This window comes from Aequorivita marina (assembly GCF_031631895.2).
GTDB classification, from domain to species: Bacteria; Bacteroidota; Bacteroidia; order Flavobacteriales; family Flavobacteriaceae; genus Aequorivita; species Aequorivita marina.
Genome location: NZ_JAVMBW020000014.1, coordinates 99,372 through 115,480 on the forward strand (window position 1 = coordinate 99,372; position 16,109 = coordinate 115,480).

General features: G+C 35.4%; 20 protein-coding genes and 1 pseudogene. 19 read left to right on the forward strand and 2 right to left on the reverse strand.

What is annotated here, in order from left to right; all coding sequences use genetic code 11:
• Positions 1-70 precede the first annotated feature (70 nt).
• The gene (locus QPK98_RS13395) at positions 71-1,027 is read right to left on the reverse strand and encodes an SDR family oxidoreductase (protein WP_310994051.1); all 957 of its coding nucleotides are present in this window, start codon (positions 1,025-1,027) and stop codon (positions 71-73) included.
• Positions 1,028-1,108: 81 nt separating this feature from the next.
• Positions 1,109-1,276: a cysteine-rich small domain-containing protein gene (locus QPK98_RS15690; RefSeq protein WP_353963176.1), complete on the reverse strand. Its 168-nt coding sequence runs from the start codon at positions 1,274-1,276 to the stop codon at positions 1,109-1,111.
• Between the two features lie 373 nt (positions 1,277-1,649).
• Between QPK98_RS15690 and QPK98_RS13400 the strand changes: the two genes are divergently transcribed.
• The 19 genes and pseudogenes from QPK98_RS13400 to QPK98_RS13490 all read left to right on the forward strand — a co-directional run.
• A complete protein-coding gene (locus QPK98_RS13400) occupies positions 1,650-1,979 on the forward strand; it encodes a DMT family transporter (RefSeq protein WP_310993972.1) in 330 nt (109 codons plus the stop codon).
• Positions 1,980-2,108: 129 nt separating this feature from the next.
• Positions 2,109-2,942 (forward strand): helix-turn-helix domain-containing protein, encoded by an 834-nt coding sequence (locus QPK98_RS13405; protein WP_310993973.1) that lies wholly within the window; start codon positions 2,109-2,111, stop codon positions 2,940-2,942.
• Between the two features lie 219 nt (positions 2,943-3,161).
• Positions 3,162-4,664 carry an aldehyde dehydrogenase family protein gene (locus QPK98_RS13410; protein WP_310993974.1) on the forward strand — a complete coding sequence of 501 codons (1,503 nt, stop codon included), beginning with the start codon at positions 3,162-3,164 and terminating at the stop codon, positions 4,662-4,664.
• A gap of 101 nt (positions 4,665-4,765) precedes the next feature.
• Positions 4,766-5,281 carry a YqhA family protein gene (locus QPK98_RS13415; protein ID WP_310993975.1) on the forward strand — a complete coding sequence of 172 codons (516 nt, stop codon included), beginning with the start codon at positions 4,766-4,768 and terminating at the stop codon, positions 5,279-5,281.
• 242 nt (positions 5,282-5,523) lie between these two features.
• Positions 5,524-5,832: an ArsR/SmtB family transcription factor gene (locus QPK98_RS13420; RefSeq protein ID WP_310993976.1), complete on the forward strand. Its 309-nt coding sequence runs from the start codon at positions 5,524-5,526 to the stop codon at positions 5,830-5,832.
• A gap of 48 nt (positions 5,833-5,880) precedes the next feature.
• Entirely contained in the window at positions 5,881-6,369 is a 489-nt protein-coding gene (locus tag QPK98_RS13425; RefSeq protein ID WP_310993977.1) for a DUF6428 family protein, read from the forward strand.
• Between the two features lie 17 nt (positions 6,370-6,386).
• Positions 6,387-7,022 (forward strand): arsenate-mycothiol transferase ArsC, encoded by a 636-nt coding sequence (locus tag QPK98_RS13430; protein WP_310993978.1) that lies wholly within the window; start codon positions 6,387-6,389, stop codon positions 7,020-7,022.
• Position 7,023: 1 nt separating this feature from the next.
• The gene (arsB, locus tag QPK98_RS13435) at positions 7,024-8,100 is read left to right on the forward strand and encodes an ACR3 family arsenite efflux transporter (protein WP_310993979.1); all 1,077 of its coding nucleotides are present in this window, start codon (positions 7,024-7,026) and stop codon (positions 8,098-8,100) included.
• Positions 8,097-8,642, forward strand: coding sequence for a dihydrofolate reductase family protein (locus tag QPK98_RS13440; protein ID WP_310993980.1), 546 nt, complete (start codon positions 8,097-8,099; stop codon positions 8,640-8,642). The genes arsB and QPK98_RS13440 overlap by 4 nt, the downstream gene beginning before the upstream one ends.
• A gap of 165 nt (positions 8,643-8,807) precedes the next feature.
• Positions 8,808-9,404 carry a sigma-70 family RNA polymerase sigma factor gene (locus tag QPK98_RS13445; protein WP_310993981.1) on the forward strand — a complete coding sequence of 199 codons (597 nt, stop codon included), beginning with the start codon at positions 8,808-8,810 and terminating at the stop codon, positions 9,402-9,404.
• A gap of 109 nt (positions 9,405-9,513) precedes the next feature.
• Positions 9,514-9,759 (forward strand): thioredoxin family protein, encoded by a 246-nt coding sequence (locus QPK98_RS13450; RefSeq protein WP_310993982.1) that lies wholly within the window; start codon positions 9,514-9,516, stop codon positions 9,757-9,759.
• A gap of 2 nt (positions 9,760-9,761) precedes the next feature.
• Positions 9,762-10,736 (forward strand): permease, encoded by a 975-nt coding sequence (locus QPK98_RS13455; RefSeq protein WP_310993983.1) that lies wholly within the window; start codon positions 9,762-9,764, stop codon positions 10,734-10,736.
• 9 nt (positions 10,737-10,745) lie between these two features.
• The gene (locus QPK98_RS13460) at positions 10,746-11,798 is read left to right on the forward strand and encodes an ArsO family NAD(P)H-dependent flavin-containing monooxygenase (RefSeq protein WP_310993984.1); all 1,053 of its coding nucleotides are present in this window, start codon (positions 10,746-10,748) and stop codon (positions 11,796-11,798) included.
• Positions 11,799-12,280: 482 nt separating this feature from the next.
• On the forward strand, positions 12,281-13,120 hold the full coding sequence (locus QPK98_RS13465; RefSeq protein ID WP_310993985.1) for a helix-turn-helix domain-containing protein: 840 nt from the start codon (positions 12,281-12,283) through the stop codon (positions 13,118-13,120).
• A gap of 79 nt (positions 13,121-13,199) precedes the next feature.
• The gene (locus QPK98_RS13470; protein WP_310993986.1) at positions 13,200-13,814 is read left to right on the forward strand and encodes a hypothetical protein; all 615 of its coding nucleotides are present in this window, start codon (positions 13,200-13,202) and stop codon (positions 13,812-13,814) included.
• A gap of 168 nt (positions 13,815-13,982) precedes the next feature.
• Complete coding sequence (locus QPK98_RS13475) at positions 13,983-14,546, forward strand: Crp/Fnr family transcriptional regulator (protein ID WP_310993987.1); 564 nt, start codon at positions 13,983-13,985, stop codon at positions 14,544-14,546.
• Between the two features lie 71 nt (positions 14,547-14,617).
• Positions 14,618-14,944 carry a DMT family transporter gene (locus QPK98_RS13480; RefSeq protein ID WP_310993988.1) on the forward strand — a complete coding sequence of 109 codons (327 nt, stop codon included), beginning with the start codon at positions 14,618-14,620 and terminating at the stop codon, positions 14,942-14,944.
• 85 nt (positions 14,945-15,029) lie between these two features.
• Positions 15,030-15,416 carry an NAD(P)-binding domain-containing protein gene (locus tag QPK98_RS13485; protein ID WP_310994052.1) on the forward strand — a complete coding sequence of 129 codons (387 nt, stop codon included), beginning with the start codon at positions 15,030-15,032 and terminating at the stop codon, positions 15,414-15,416.
• A gap of 15 nt (positions 15,417-15,431) precedes the next feature.
• Positions 15,432-16,040: pseudogene (locus QPK98_RS13490) on the forward strand (hypothetical protein); the annotation flags it as partial.
• Positions 16,041-16,109: the final 69 nt, after the last annotated feature.

Genomic DNA, 16,109 nt, shown 5'->3' on the forward strand with positions numbered 1-16,109 from the left:
AATCAGTTGATAATACTATCACACTGCAACTTTTAAGTATTAATAATCTCTTTTTGTCTTGATCTTATAATTAGAAATTCCACTTAACGCCGGTTTCTTGCTCTGATAACTCCCACAATTTTTTCATCGCAGCTTTGTCTTTGGCATGTGGCTTAATTTCTTGAGGGCCAACCGGACCAACCCAGTTATTTCTTCCTGTAGGACCGTAAAATCCACTTTGATCAAGGTTTGGCTCTGTTGCACACATCAATTCAGGATAAGCACCATTCTCGGCAGGTTGTGTTAATGGCGTTAATTTCATAATGCCAAACATCAATTTCGTTATAAAGCTTGCATTGGTTGACATTAATGAGGTTCTTGAGGAACCTGGATGGCAGGCGTATGCTTTTACATCTGTTTTTTCGGCTGCTTTCAACCTTTCATTTAATTCGTACATAGACATGATTTGAGCCAATTTACTTTGACTGTATGCATCATTTGGGGTATAGTCTTTTTCCCAATTTAAGTCATCAAACTTAATGGCTTTAATTCCCATGTCATACCCCATACTTCCAACCGATACAATACGACCTTTTGATTTTTCAATCAGAGGAAACAATAAACCTTGTAGGGTAAAATGCCCGAAGTAATTTACCCCCATTTGCATTTCCCATCCTTCTTTTGTTAAGCCACGTTTTGGTGTTTGACCAATTGCTGCATTACAAAGTAGTGCGTCTATTTGTGTAACAGAGTTAAGGACCTCTTTTGCGGCTTTTTTCACAGAATCTTGCTCTGCTAAATCCATTTTAATAGCAGTTACATCTATGTCATTACCAAGCTCTTGTTTCAAAACTGCGGTGGTGCCTTCTGATTTTTTCAGGTTACGATTTAGCATCACCACTTTTGCGCCTTTCGACAGCAATATACGTGCTGCTTCAAATCCTGTACCGCTGGTGGTTCCGGTTATAACATATGTTTTTCCGCTTAAGTCTCCTAACCTTTCCGGAGTCCAACCTTTTTTTCCAAATTGATTTTTAGTACTAATAATTCTATTTTTTGTTAATTATTATTGCTTTTCTTTTAACAAATTATCACGATACAAATAAACAACAGAAAATGTGCATGTTAGTTAAACATTTTGGTAGATAATGTATACATTTTGGTTAATTCCTAATATTAAATGTGGTAATTTACAGTCACTACAATCTTTAAATCCATTAGTATATTTGAAGTTACCGCCACAATCATCCTTCAGCATATATAAAGGACAGTAGCAAAAACATGCAATTGAACTCATCTTCAATCGCCAAATAGGTTTCAGAATTGGGTAAATAAAATAATTTATTCCTGGAAGGATGGTAAAAGCGGATTGGTGCGATAGAGTTTGTGAAATAATCCAATTGATAAAAGCTAGTTGTATCACTCTTAATTCGGAGATAAAGTAAGCGATATAATCTCACTTTTAGTTCCTATTCTGAAAGGAGGCCCAAATGTTGCAACTCCCTCAGGCTGTTTTATTGCGAGAAATAGTTATTTCAGACACCATGCAAGATGCTTAATGGGTGTTTAAATTACGCGGGACGATAAAGGACTAACGTGAAAAAGTGACAGTTTCAATTATAATTAAAACCGTCACTTTTTTGTTATTTCTTTGCATCAAAAAAAGAACAATGAAGTATTTATTTTTGGCGTTTGCAATTGTATTTGAAGTGGTAGGTTCTAGTTTTTTAAAAGCATCGAACGGGTTTTCAAAATTAATACCTACCACAATTACAATCGTGGCTTATATTGCTTCTTTTTACTTCTTTTCACAAGCCTTAAAAACGATTAACCTGGGTGTGGCCTATGCCATTTGGGGAGGTTTAGGAATTGTTCTAACCGCAGTAATTTCCGTTGTGATATTTAAACAATCTTTGGATATCCCTGCAATAATCGGAATTTCTCTAATCATTGCCGGAGTTTTAGTTATGAATTTCTTTTCTAAATCGGCTGTATATTAAAATACTGCGCTAATAAAATTCCTATTCAGCACAAGGAGGAGCTGAGATTTATTTATTCTTTTCTTAGCAGAAAAAACCAAAACTTCGGTATATTTGGCTTAAGCATATCAGAAATAAAAACCAATCGAGATGCCAATAGAAAACATACCTGAAATTTACATTAATGACGCGCAAAGCAATCCCGATTTGTTCATTTATGATTTTAAAATGACAAATGATGTTGTTAAAAGTAAAGTCAATTTAGGTATGAATATGTTTAGCTTCTTACAAATTGGCAAGAAGCAGGTACATTTTGCTGGAACATCTGTAGCGGTTCATAAAGATCAATCTTTATTGCTAAAAAAAGGAAACTGGTTATGGACAGAATTATTAGATACCGAAGCGATTTATTACTGTAAACTTTTCTTTTTTTCAGAAAAAAAACTCACCGAATTTTTAAGCAAATACACAAACAGCGTAAAACCTAACCAAGAGGAAGTGCCCTATTTCATCATAGAAAACGACGCTTATATCGCCGCATTTTTAAACTCTTTGTCTGCTGATACTTACACTAATCATAATTACAGTGACGCTTTATTGCTTTTAAAGTTTGAAGAAATAATGCTGTATCTACTAAAAAAATATGGTGATAAATTTGAATATTACTTACATTCCTTAATAGTTAAAGAAGTGTCTCCTTTTAAAAATGTAGTAGAAAGCAACGTGTATTCAAACTTAAGGTTAGAAGAAATTGCCTTTCTCTGCAATATGAGTTTGTCAACTTTTAAACGTCATTTCACAAATGAATATAATGAACCTCCTGGAAAATGGCTACAAGACAAACGCCTAAAAAAAGCGAAAGAGTTACTACAAGGTGGCGAATTAAAAGCCTCTGATATTTATTTAGATATTGGCTATAACAACCTTTCCAACTTTAGTATAGCCTTTAAAAATAAGTTCGGAATTAGTCCAACAGATATTTAGAGGAAATTATTAATTTTATAAACACTTAAAAATCAGTAATTTAAGTGTTTATAAGAGTCAATTTTATTTCACAAAACACACATTGAACGTTTTTCATAAGTCATTGAACTAAATCAATAACTTAAAAAGCGAACAGCCGCCGTAAATTTGCAGTGTAATTAATAAGAAGCAATTCTTAGAGATTACATCTAAATAATTAAAAAAATAAAAAATATAATTATGGCAAATGTAACAAAACCTGTATTTAAAGAAAGATACGGGAATTTTATTGGCGGTAAATTCTTAGCACCGGTTAAAGGTGAGTATTTCGACAACGTATCTCCAGTAGACGGTAAAGTATTTACTAAAGCAGCACGTTCATCTCAAGAAGATATTGATCTTGCTTTAGACGCAGCACACGAAGCCTTTCCATCTTGGAGCACGTCGTCTGCAACAGAACGAAGTAATGCGTTACTAAAGATTGCTCAAGTAATGGAAGATAATTTCGAGTACTTGGCAACTTTAGAAACCATTGATAATGGAAAACCTATTCGTGAAGCTCGTGCAGCAGACATTCCTTACTGTATTGATCACTTCCGTTATTTCGCAGGTGTTATTCGCGCAGATGAAGGCAGTATTTCAGAACACGATAAAGACACCGTTAGCATCGTATTAAACGAACCTGTTGGCGTTGTTGGTGAAATTATTCCTTGGAACTTCCCAATGTTAATGTTAGCTTGGAAAATTGCTCCAGCTTTAGCAGCAGGATGTACAGCGGTTGTAAAACCAGCTGAACAAACGCCGACTAGCGTTATGGCGTTAATGGAACTTATTGGTGATGTATTGCCAGCTGGTGTTTTAAACATCGTAACTGGTTTTGGTGCAGAAGCAGGTGCAGCTTTAGCAACATCTAAGCGAATTGCAAAACTTTCATTTACAGGTTCTACGGAAACTGGACGTAAAGTTTTACATAACGCAGCAGAAAACATTATTCCTGTAACAATGGAATTAGGTGGAAAATCACCAAACATTTTCTTCCCATCAGTAGCCGATCAAGACGATGAATTCTATAGCAAAGCTATCGAAGGCGCGTTAATGTTTGCGCTTAATCAAGGTGAAATTTGTACAGCGCCAACACGTATCCTAGTTCACGAAGATATCGCTGATGGTTTTATTGAAAAGATGAAAGAGCGTCTAAAAGAAGTCAAAACAGGAAACCCATTAGATCCTGAAACGATGATTGGATCTCAAGTCTCTAAACCACAATTCGAAAAAATCCTTAACTATATTAATATTGGTAAAGAAGAAGGTGCTGAAGTATTAGCTGGTGGTGACGCTGGAAACTACGAAGGTGAACTTTCTGAAGGATACTACGTACAACCTACCGTATTAAAAGGAAAGAATAATATGCGTGTCTTCCAGGAAGAAATTTTTGGCCCGGTGGTAGCTTTAACAACATTCAGTTCTACTGAAGAAGCTATTGCAATCGCTAACGATACACCTTACGGTTTAGGTGCAGGAGTTTGGTCTCGTGACGCTCACGAATTATTCCAAGTGCCTCGTGCTATTCAAGCCGGTAGAGTTTGGGTGAACCAATACAACACCTACCCTGCTCACGCTCCATTTGGTGGTGTTAAAGAATCTGGATTTGGTCGTGAAAACCATAAAATGGCTTTAGATCATTACCGTGTTGTAAAAAACATGTTGATCTCTTACGACAAAAAGCCGATGGGATTCTTTTAAGGTAAACCTTATTAATTAAGTGTATAATGAAAACCCCGAATTTTTCGGGGTTTTCGTCTTTAAAATACAAACTAGTGAATTCAAATTAATCCTTATTTTCTATGAAAAAACCATTTTACGCCTTTAGGTATATCAGTTGGATTGCCATTTTATTTTCTCTTTTAGGTTCATTATTACTGTTTATTGTAGGCGCTTTAAAAACACTTAATGCATTTAGAGTTTTCTTTTTAGGTTATATTCCAAAAGGAAAAGAACACCTGCATACAGTAGATATTGGTATAACCTACCTTATTAAATCTTTAGACACATTCTTGATTGCATTAATACTTTTTATTTTTGCACATGGCATCTTTACACTGTTTATTTCCAATAAAACAAGCACTAAAAATAATGGGGTGCTCAATTGGATTCAGACACCAAACATAGGTCATTTAAAAAATGTATTGGGCGAAGTGATTGTTATTATACTATTTGTAAAATTTCTAGAAGTGGTTTTCGTGAACATCGATCACTTAGACTGGAATTTACTCATTCTTCCGATATCTATCGTACTAATGGCAGTAGGCTTAAAGGTGTTAAAACTAAACAAAGGAGAAACCTATAACGATAAAACATAAAGCGCTTTGAAAGCTACTCAACACAGAGCAAACTTCTACACCTCAACAAGTATTAATCTAAATAATACTGACCATCTGGTTTGGAATGGGTAATTGGAAGAAATGGAATTTACATTGAGCTCGATTTGGAATGCATTGATACTTATGTAAAAGAAGGTGAAATTAGGAAATATTCAAGAAATATTTTCCTATCTCAATCGTTCATCGTAATATTGCAATGAAGTAATTAATAGATTACAATTATGTACACAGAACAACAAAACGACATCGCTTTATTCGCTAAAGTCTTCGGACATCCGGCGAGAGTGGCTATTCTTCAAAGGTTATTTGAAATAGACGCTTGCTATTGCGGCGATTTATCTGAGGAAATTGGACTCGCTCAACCTACCATTTCCCAGCATTTAAAAGAATTGAAATCAGTAGGACTTATTCAAGGAGCCGTGGAAGGTGTTAAAGTTTGCTACTGCATAGACCCCGAAAACTGGGCTAAAATGAAAAAAATGATGCACCAATTCTTAGACCAAGACATTCCTAAAGCAGACTGCTGCTAAAAAAATTTTAACTAATCAATCGTATAATCGCAATAAATAAATATAGATATGAAACTATCAGAAGTTAAAAACAAATTAAATCAACTGGACAATATCGCTTTTCAATTACCCAATGGCGAATTGGTTCCTAACCACTTTCACGTCACAGAAGTTGGCAAAATCACCAAGCACTTTATAGACTGCGGAGGCACAGTTCGCCAGGAAGAAGTCGTGAATTTTCAGCTTTGGAATGCCGATGATTACGATCACCGCTTACATCCAGAGAAATTACTACATATCATTGAACTTTCAGAAAAAACCTTGGGCATTGGCGATTTAGAAATTGAAGTGGAATACCAAGGAAATACTATTGGAAAATTCGGATTGGACTTTGACGGGCAGCACTTTCTTCTAACCAATAAAGAGACCGATTGTTTGGCAAAAGAGCAATGTGGCCTCGATAGCAATCAGGCTCCAGAAGAAAAACTAAAACCACAATTAACTGCAATTGAAACACAAGATGGATCTGCTTGTACCCCAGGTGGCGGTTGCTGCTAAATAAGAACCTCAGAGAAATGAAATCAAAACAAGTAAAGATCTTCTCAGAAATTGAAAAAAGTATTCAAAACTTAAAGCCAGCAATGATTTCGGAGGAACGTAAAGCTGTTTTAAAGCCCTTAACGGATTTTATTCAGCAAAAAGTTTCAAAGAATCAAGCAGTTAATATCAACTTTATCTGCACCCACAATTCGCGAAGAAGTCATTTGTCGCAAGTTTGGGCGCAAACAATGGCCAGTTATTTTCAGATTAGAAACGTGTTTTGCTATTCCGGTGGCACAGAAAGTACAGCCCTTTTTCCGATGGTTGTGGACACTTTGAAAAATTCAGGTTTTCAGATACACAGGATTTCCAATAACGAAAATCCTGTGTATAGTATTAAATATGCTGAAAATGCGCATCCAATTATTGGATTTTCAAAGACCTTGGACGCTGACTTCAATCCAAAATCAGAATTTGCAGCCGTGATGACTTGCGATGCCGCAAATGAAGCTTGTCCCTTTGTTCCCGGTGCCGAAAAGCGGATTCCAATCACTTATGAAGATCCAAAAGTATTCGATAATACGCCACAACAGGCTACAAAATATCAGGAAAGAAGTCTGCAAATTGCCACCGAACTACTTTACATTTTCTCTCAAATAAAATCATCATAATATGGCTTCTAAAAAGCTAAGTTTTCTCAACTCTTATCTCACGTTATGGATATTCATCGCTATGCTTTTAGGCGTAGGTATAGGATATTTTTTCCCATCTTTTCCCAATATAATCAATTCGTTTAGTAGCGGAACAACCAACATTCCGATTGCAATTGGTTTGATTTTAATGATGTATCCACCACTGGCAAAAGTGAATTACGCACTCTTGCCTAAAGTTTTCAAAAACACAAAAATCCTTTCTATTTCGCTCATTTTAAACTGGATAATAGCTCCCGTTTTAATGTTTATTTTGGCAATTACTTTTTTGCAGGATTATCCGGAATATATGGTAGGCGTTATTTTAATCGGATTAGCGCGTTGTATCGCGATGGTGTTGGTTTGGAACGATCTGGCCGAAGGCGATAGCGAATACGGAGCAGGTTTGGTGGCATTAAACAGTATTTTTCAGGTATTTGCCTATAGCTTCTACGCCTGGATTTTTATCACCGTTCTTCCTCCGTATTTTGGGTTTGAAGGAGTCCCGATAGCTATCGGGATAGATATCTCAATTGGAACGGTGGCAGAGAGTGTAGCTATTTATTTAGGTCTTCCGTTTTTAATGGGAATTTTAAGTCGGGTAATTTTGGTAAGGCTAAAAGGAGAAGATTGGTACACCAATAAATTTATTCCGGCCATTTCACCCTTAACGCTAATTGCGCTATTATTTACCATTGTCATTATGTTTTCGCTTAAAGGCGAATTAATTGTTGAAATTCCGATGGATGTTCTAATCATCGCTGTTCCATTGATTATTTATTTCAGTGCAATGTTCATTATCAGTTTCTTCTTTACCAAAGCAATGGGCGCATCGTATAAGGAAAATGCAGCCGTTTCATTTACCGCAGCAGGAAATAACTTTGAATTGGCGATTGCCGTAGCGATTGCCGTTTTCGGACTGAATTCAGGGCAGGCGTTTGCAGGAGTAGTGGGGCCATTAGTTGAAGTCCCGGTGCTCATCTTTTTAGTCCGCGTTTCCTTTTGGTTAAAGAAAAAATATTATGACAAAGCTGAAACTCTAAAAACAAAAAAACAATGAATATAAAAAATAGCGTATTTATCGCAACAAGTATAGACGGCTATATTGCGGACAAAAAGGGCGGAATTGATTGGTTGCATTCCATTCCAAATCCCGATAATGACGATATGGGATATGTGGATTTCACCAGCAGAATAGACGCTTTGGTTATGGGCCGAACAACATTTGAAACTGTACTTGGGTTTGATGTGGATTGGCCATATGTCAAACCAGTTTTTGTGTTGAGTAATACACTGCAAGAAATTCCTGAAAGTCATCAAGGAAAAGCATTTTTGGTTAAAGGAACTTTGACTGAGATTTTAGATCAAATTCACGAAAAAGGATTTAAAAGACTTTACATTGACGGTGGAACCACGATAAGAAATTTCTTAAAAGAGGACTTAATTGATGAAATGATACTCACCACAATTCCGGTTGTATTGGGTGGTGGAGCTTCTTTATTTACTGAATTACCAAATGAATTGACTTTTGAACTCATTGAAACAAAAACCTATTTAAACCAAATAACACAGCATCATTATAAGAGGCAAAATAAAATATAAAATGGCAACATCCTGTTCTATGATTAATGCCTAGTTCAAGCCTGCTTACCAATCCAGATAGATATAGGGAAGCAGACTTTATACCTGTGATTTATTTGCAAACTTTAATACTTAAACACGCAACGAAATCATAAACACGTAGTAGAGCTAAAACAACACAACTCAATGAAAAAAGAATGCTGTAACATTAACGAGGTCGTACAAGAGTTTTACGATTATCTTAAAGGCTATATTGTTAAAAAGACAGGTGATATAACTGTTGCCGAGGATATCGTGCAAGAAGTAATGGTTAAATTGGTCGAATCTCACAAAAAAGAAAGGGAAATTAATAATGTCAAAGCTTGGCTGTTTCAGGTGACCCGGCACACGATAGCCGATTACTACAAAACACATAATTTGGAGTATAACTTTGATGAGGAATGGAAAGAGGACGCTATAAAAAGTCAAAGTCTTCCAAAAATATTAGCGACTGATTTTGTAATTCCGATGATAGAATTACTTCCTCAAAAGTATTCACGCCCCTTGATGCTAAGTAATATTGAAAATGTAGCCCAAAAAGAAATAGCCGACATACTTAACCTCGGACTTTCTGCCACAAAAATGCGTATTCAACGCGGTCGCGAAAAACTTCAAAAACTATTTGTGGAATGTTGCCAAATCGAATACGATAAGAAGGGGGATTTTATTGGCTGTACGATTAAAGATAACTGTAGCCCTCTAAAATCTGTTGAAAAAGAACTTAACGAAAGTACTGAATCATAGTGAGTTATGGTTTTATACATAATTAATTAAAAAATAGTTCGTAAAACTTGTGTCTTCTCAGGCCTTTTTCAGACTTCATAGTAAACGTTTAATTAAAAAAACACTTATTATGAGTACTGAAATTAAAATTTTACAATCTTCTTGCTGTTCAGACGGCTCACCAATCAAAAAGCAATTAGAAAACATTGCAAAAGACAATGACCTTGAATTGCATATTGAAGAACTATCTGATATGCAAGATACGATGGCTTACGGTACAATGAGTTTCCCTTCCCTAGTGGTCAATGACAAGATTTATGACTTTAAAAAACTAAAGTCTGACGATGATATCTTAGCAATCATTAAAACGGCCTAAAGATGGAAACTTTAGAAACTTGGCTCTCAAAGTTTGCAGATTTAATTATCTATCAACTTTTAGATTTAGACAAATCAGGGCTGTTTGCTTCAGCCCTGCATTATTTCATTACCACCTTTATTTTGATTTCTGTTTTAGTCATGTTGGTGACCTATATAATGGGAATTCTGCAAAGCTACCTGCCCATGGAAAAAATCCGGGATTATTTGGACCGGAATAAAAAATCGGGCTTTGGTAATTTTTTAGCTTCCGCGTTGGGAGCAGTGACCCCGTTTTGTTCGTGTTCTTCTATTCCTTTATTTGTGGGAATGATGCAGGCAAGAATTCCATTGGGAATAGCTCTATCTTTTTTAATAACCTCCCCTTTGGTTAATGAAATTGCGATTGTGCTTTTTTGGGTAGCCTATGGATGGAAAGTTACTGTAATCTACATTATTTCAGGAATTTTGCTCGGTGTAATCGGAGGGATTGTTCTGGAAAAATTAAAAATGGAAAAGTATGTGGCAGATTGGCTGAAAAAACTAGACAAAAACAATTCGGAGCAAATTAAGGATAAGCGTTCTTTGGCCTTGAGATTTCCGGCAATCCATACAGAAGCTATTCAAACCTTAAAAAAGTTGATTCCATATATTTTTATCGGAATTGGAATAGGCTCCTTTATTCACGGTTATGTTCCTCAATCGTTTTTTGAACAATATATTTCAGCAAACAATCCATTGGCAGTCCCAATATCCGTTCTGTTAGGTATTCCTTTATATATTGATGCCGTTGGCGTATTGCCGGTTATTGAAACACTTGTTGACAAAGGTGTTCCTCTTGGAACCGCTATTGCGTTTATGATGGCATCGATCGGGTTGTCACTACCAGAAGCTCTTTTGCTAAAAAAGGTAATGAAGAAAAAACTGATTATTGCATTCTTTGTGACCATTGGAACAGGAATGATAATGTCAGGTTACCTATTTAATTTAATAATGTAAAAAAATCGAATGAAAGTATATGACGTTATAATAATCGGTGGCGGACAAGCAGGTTTGTCCGTTGCCTATTTTTTAAGAAGAAGTTCGTTAGAATATCTGATTTTAGATAATCATAAAGAAGCTGGAGGCGCTTGGTTGGAAACCTGGGATAGTCTAAAACTATTTTCACCTAGCCAATATAGTTCCTTGTCGGGTTGGCAGATGCCAAAAAGCAAGGAAGAATATCCTACTAAAAATGAATTTATTGATTACCTCAAAGCCTACCAAGAACGTTATGATTTTCCTATCCAAAGGAAGACCAAAGTACACCGAGTAGAAAAAGAAAAAGACCGCTTTAAAATTAAAACCAATCAAGGCGATTTTTACACCAAAACTTTGGTGAGTGCTACAGGGACCGCCAAGAGCCCCTTTATACCCAATTATCCAAATCGTAAGGATTATCAGGGAGGACAATTACACTCGGTGGACTATCGTAATTCAAAGGATTTTGAAGGGAAAAAAGTCCTTGTAGTGGGCGGTGGCAATTCGGGTGCTCAAATACTATCGGAAGTTTCTAAAGTAGCCGAAACAAAATGGGTTACAAAAAACCCACCGCAGTTCTTACCCAAAGAAATAGATGGGCGTTATTTATTTCAACAAGCCAATGCAAGTTATTTTAAAGGTGAAACTGAAGCCTACAACAGAGAAATTTCATTGAGCGATATCGTGCAGGTCAATAGTGTGAAAGATGGTTTGAAAAGGGATATTTACAATGCAGTACGACCCTTTGATTCGTTTTATGAAAATGGTGTGATTTGGCCAAATGGAGAAAAAGAAACTTTCGATGCCGTAATCTGGTGCACGGGTTTTAAGGCCAATATCCAACATTTGGAATCCTTGCATATTATTGAGAACAATCGAATTCAAACCCAAAATACACGTTCTATTAAAGAACCAAATCTTTGGCTGGTCGGTTATGGTAATTGGACGGGCTTTGCTTCTGCCACAATTTATGGCGTGGGAAAAACCGCTCGGGCGACCGCTGAAGAGATTAAAACACATAGCACAAATACAGAACGATAATCAAAAAAATCATTTTTATTTTTGAATAAATTCACTTCTAAATAAGAGACCGTTTTGAAATGTGTGATTAGAATTTTTATGAGCTATTTTTGATACAGTTTTAGGCAAAATTTTTTAGCATAGCCGTAGCTATGGTCAAAAATTTTAACGACAGGGCCGCGAGAAAAGGCCAACGATTTGGCCTTTGAACAAGGAGCCAGATGCTGCGCTGGCTTAAAAAAATAATTGACATCATTCAAAACAGTTTCTGAATCAAATCCAGCACCTATAACGTGAATCATTTATGGTTACTGCTAGTTCTCTTAGTAAAGTCCCCGAGGAATTTCATCTTGGTGTTATTTGCTAACTTTAATGCTCATATCTTTCGGCTAAGTATCAAAATTCACGTTGGTAGTATTAGCAGAGCAAACCATATTGAATGAATAATAAAAAATCAGATCATAAAAATAGTTGAATACCACCTAAATAGGCATCAACCCGATATGCCTCAATTAGCCATACACGATTTAAACGAATTCATTAGTAAACACGAAGGGCACACCACCAAACCACATATTCATAGCTACTTTCAAATCATTTGGTTTAAACAAGGTAACGGAAAACATTTTATAGATTTTGAAGCGCACGATGTTATTGACAATACCATTTTATTCGTAGCTAAAAACCAAGTCCATTATTTTGATCACAACACAGATTATCAAGGAGTTTTGTTACATTTCAATGAAAATTTCATTGTTCAAAATGATAACGAAATTGATTTTTTCTTGAAATCTAATCTGTTCAACAACCCATATCTACAACCACTTTGCGCCCTAAAAAAACCAACAGCCAATATATTTGATGAATATATTACCCAGATAAAAAGAGAGTTTAGCAATCCAGATGAATTTGGAAAAGAAGAATTATTAAAGTCCTATCTTAAAGCTTTTCTCATCCAAATACAACGCGTAAAACAAGCCTGTGAACAGACAGAAGAAAACACAGCGGTTGTGTTTGACGAGAAAAAAATACAGCTGGTTAAGTTTATCAACCTAATTGATGAGAATTACATCAAAGGCTTTACCGTTTCCGAATATGCTAAATTGCTTTCTATCTCATCCAGAACGCTATCTGACCTTACCAATCAACAATTAAATAAAACGCCTTCGCAAATGATAAAAGAACGCATTGTTTTAGAGGCACAGCGTTTATTATTGTATTCCGATTTAAACGTGAATCAAATTGGCTATCGTTTAGGTTTTGACGATCCCTCTTACTTTGTAAAGTATTTCAAAAAACATACAAAGCAATCCCCTTCAGAATTTAGAAAGTCCGTTTCCTAAAAATACCATTCCTTTTCGTATTTGTCCATTTCCTAACACTGATGTTATACTGAAATTTGCCGTATAAATTATTAGAATTATGGAAGCAAGTTTTTATTTTTATTCAGTTTTAGCAGCTTTAGGATACATTTTTCTAGAGTCTTTATTTATGATTGGGGTTTGGATTTCGGCAAAAGGCGAAACAGAAAAAATGCCCAACGGAAAGGATTATGACAGTGAAATGATTTTGTTTCCATTTAAAAAGATGATAATGAAATCGCGCCAAGAAGTTGTGGTTTTTAAAGGGGAGTATTTTAAAGCGCTTATTGAAAAATTAAGCGTACAACTTCCCGAGTTCGAATTTAAGACTTCGGATAAAGAAATTTTAATTACAAGAAACGATAGTCATTTTGTAGCTTTTATAAATTTGTTAAACGAACGTATAAAACGTGTTGATCCAAAAATTATAATAACTCTTAGCAGTTCAGGCGTGCAGTTTCACAAAGAATACACGCGTTACAAAGTCAATAAATACTTAAGAAAATCGATAATCCAATGTCCCATATGTATGTCTTCCATTTGGAGCATTTTCACCTACTGGATTCCTGTAATTTATTGGTTTGGTTTTAGCTGGCCTATTGTGTATTTAGGCATTGCCAACACCTGTATTCTTGCTTGTGTAAACTGGTTGGTGTTTTCGAGCAGACAACAGTAAAATAGGGTTTTTATTTAAAGCTTGCTAACTATTATTTATTGAGGGTAGTATTGAGAATTGTAAGGAAAACAAATCATCATTCAGTATTATTCAAAAAATCAGCCTATTTTTATAACATAACTTATCTACAAATCCATTATGGGTCGTGATAGACAAATACAATAGTCAATGAAAATAGATCAAATCCTCGACAATATATATCCGCTTCCCGAAACTTCAAGAGAATTACTCAAACAGCATATTACAGAAGTAGCGTTTTCCAAAGGACATTTATTATTGAAAGCCGATAAATTGGAACGGAATATTTACTTTATAAAAAAAGGGATTGCCCGAATTTATACCCATACAACAGAAAATGAAATAACCTTTCTATTTTGTAAAGAAGGCAGCGCACTTGTATCAATGAGAAGTTATGTTGAAAATAAAAGCGGTTATGAAAACGTAGAGCTGCTGGAAGACTCGCAACTATATGAGTTAAAAGCAGAAAAACTTCAAAATTTGTTTATAGAAGATATTCATATTGCCAACTGGGCTCGAAAATTTGCAGAGCAGGAATTGATTAAAACAGAAGAGCGCTTTATCTCTCGGCAATTTAGAACTGCCAAAGAGCGATATAATCAACTTTTAAATGAAAATCCTGAGTTAATTCAACGGGTGCAACTTGGCCATATTGCTTCTTATTTAGGGATAACGCAAGTCAGTTTAAGTAGAATAAGAGCAGCTGTAAAATAAAATTTCGCTTTTTATCATTTGTTAAATTTATTTGCGGAGTTGTTCTTGACCTTTGCAAAAAACAAATTGATATGAATTGGATTATTTTAGTTATTGCAGGTCTATTTGAAGTGGCTTTTGCTTTTTGTTTAGGTAAAGCCAAAGAAGCGACAGGAAATGAAATGTACTTATGGTATGGCGGTTTTTTGGCTACCTTGTTAATTAGTATGGGGCTTCTAATAAAGGCCACGCAAAGTTTACCCATCGCTACGGCTTATACTGTGTGGACGGGAATTGGAGCCGTAGGTTCTGTTTTAATCGGGATTTTTATATTCAAAGAACCCGCTACTTTTCTTCGATTACTTTTTCTAACCACTTTAATTTGCTCAATAATTGGATTGAAAGTGGTTTCTCAGTAAAATGTCAGAATGATCCTGACCGGCTACCTATTTAATGTTTTAATGTAAAAATTAAAGCCGAATGAAAGTATAGCACGTTATAATAATCGGTGGCGGACAAGCAGGTTTGTCCGTTGCCTATTTTTTAAGAAGAAGTTCGTTAGAATATCTGATTTTAGATAATCATAAAGAAGCTGGAGGCGCTTGGTTGGAAACCTGGGATAGTCTAAAACTATTTTCACCTAGCCAATATAGTTCCTTGTCGGGTTGGGCGATGCCTAAAAGTAAGGAAGAATATCCTACAAAAACGGAATTCATCCAATATTTATCGGCTTATGAAAATCGTTATGACTTTCCTATTCAAAGACCAGTTGAGGTTTTTGAAGCAGAGAAAGAAAATGGACTTTTTAAAACAAAAACGAATAAAGGTAATTTTTATTCCAAAACCTTAGTAAGTGCAACAGGCACCGCAAAAAAACCATTTATTCCCTAGTACCCCAACGCTAGGCTCTTTTCAGGAACACAAATTCATTCCGTTAATTGTAGCAATTCCGATACGTTGAAAGATAAAAATGTGCTTATTGTTGGCGGAGGAAATTCCGGCGCACAGATTTTAGCTGAAGTTTCTAAAGTAGCGCATACCAAATGGGTGACTTTAGACGAACCCACTTTTCTTCCTGATGATATCGATGGGGGCTATCTGTTTAATGAAGCCACTCAAAAATATTTAGGAAAAACGAGTGAGCATTCCAAAAATCAAAGTGTTTCCTTAGCTGATATTGTAATGGTCGAAAATGTAAAAGACGTTAAAGCATTAAAAAGTGAAATTGTCCAATTACTAGATCCTAAAACGAAAAAAGTAAAACGAACAATTTGGTTAAGAACATTTAAAGAAACGAAACAAGATGTTTATTCAGGTGTTTATGAAACTAGTACAATTCCAAATGGAACAACTTGCATTAAAGCAAAGTTTCCATTACCAAACGGACATGCAACCGTTATTTTAACTCCTAATGTTGGAAAACATGGTGAATTAATTTTAAAATCATCAGGTGAAAATTTGAGACAGTGGTTTTTATTTTCTGCTAAAGGACTCAAAGGGACATTTATGGGCTAAATATATTAAGTCGTTTAAAGATAAGTTAGTTGCAAAATCTAAAAATGACAGAATTTTCGTTAAACAGTC

What these genes read in the sequence shown, in the direction of transcription:
- QPK98_RS15690 (WP_353963176.1), bottom strand. Translation starts at nt 1,276, where the DNA reads ATGAGTTCAATTGCATGTTTTTGCTACTGTCCTTTATATATGCTGAAG.
- QPK98_RS13400 (WP_310993972.1), top strand. Translation starts at nt 1,650, where the DNA reads ATGAAGTATTTATTTTTGGCGTTTGCAATTGTATTTGAAGTGGTAGGT.
- QPK98_RS13405 (WP_310993973.1), top strand. Translation starts at nt 2,109, where the DNA reads ATGCCAATAGAAAACATACCTGAAATTTACATTAATGACGCGCAAAGC.
- QPK98_RS13410 (WP_310993974.1), top strand. Translation starts at nt 3,162, where the DNA reads ATGGCAAATGTAACAAAACCTGTATTTAAAGAAAGATACGGGAATTTT.
- QPK98_RS13415 (WP_310993975.1), top strand. Translation starts at nt 4,766, where the DNA reads ATGAAAAAACCATTTTACGCCTTTAGGTATATCAGTTGGATTGCCATT.
- QPK98_RS13420 (WP_310993976.1), top strand. Translation starts at nt 5,524, where the DNA reads ATGTACACAGAACAACAAAACGACATCGCTTTATTCGCTAAAGTCTTC.
- QPK98_RS13425 (WP_310993977.1), top strand. Translation starts at nt 5,881, where the DNA reads ATGAAACTATCAGAAGTTAAAAACAAATTAAATCAACTGGACAATATC.
- QPK98_RS13430 (WP_310993978.1), top strand. Translation starts at nt 6,387, where the DNA reads ATGAAATCAAAACAAGTAAAGATCTTCTCAGAAATTGAAAAAAGTATT.
- arsB (WP_310993979.1), top strand. Translation starts at nt 7,024, where the DNA reads ATGGCTTCTAAAAAGCTAAGTTTTCTCAACTCTTATCTCACGTTATGG.
- QPK98_RS13440 (WP_310993980.1), top strand. Translation starts at nt 8,097, where the DNA reads ATGAATATAAAAAATAGCGTATTTATCGCAACAAGTATAGACGGCTAT.
- QPK98_RS13445 (WP_310993981.1), top strand. Translation starts at nt 8,808, where the DNA reads ATGAAAAAAGAATGCTGTAACATTAACGAGGTCGTACAAGAGTTTTAC.
- QPK98_RS13450 (WP_310993982.1), top strand. Translation starts at nt 9,514, where the DNA reads ATGAGTACTGAAATTAAAATTTTACAATCTTCTTGCTGTTCAGACGGC.
- QPK98_RS13455 (WP_310993983.1), top strand. Translation starts at nt 9,762, where the DNA reads ATGGAAACTTTAGAAACTTGGCTCTCAAAGTTTGCAGATTTAATTATC.
- QPK98_RS13460 (WP_310993984.1), top strand. Translation starts at nt 10,746, where the DNA reads ATGAAAGTATATGACGTTATAATAATCGGTGGCGGACAAGCAGGTTTG.
- QPK98_RS13465 (WP_310993985.1), top strand. Translation starts at nt 12,281, where the DNA reads ATGCCTCAATTAGCCATACACGATTTAAACGAATTCATTAGTAAACAC.
- QPK98_RS13470 (WP_310993986.1), top strand. Translation starts at nt 13,200, where the DNA reads ATGGAAGCAAGTTTTTATTTTTATTCAGTTTTAGCAGCTTTAGGATAC.
- QPK98_RS13475 (WP_310993987.1), top strand. Translation starts at nt 13,983, where the DNA reads ATGAAAATAGATCAAATCCTCGACAATATATATCCGCTTCCCGAAACT.
- QPK98_RS13480 (WP_310993988.1), top strand. Translation starts at nt 14,618, where the DNA reads ATGAATTGGATTATTTTAGTTATTGCAGGTCTATTTGAAGTGGCTTTT.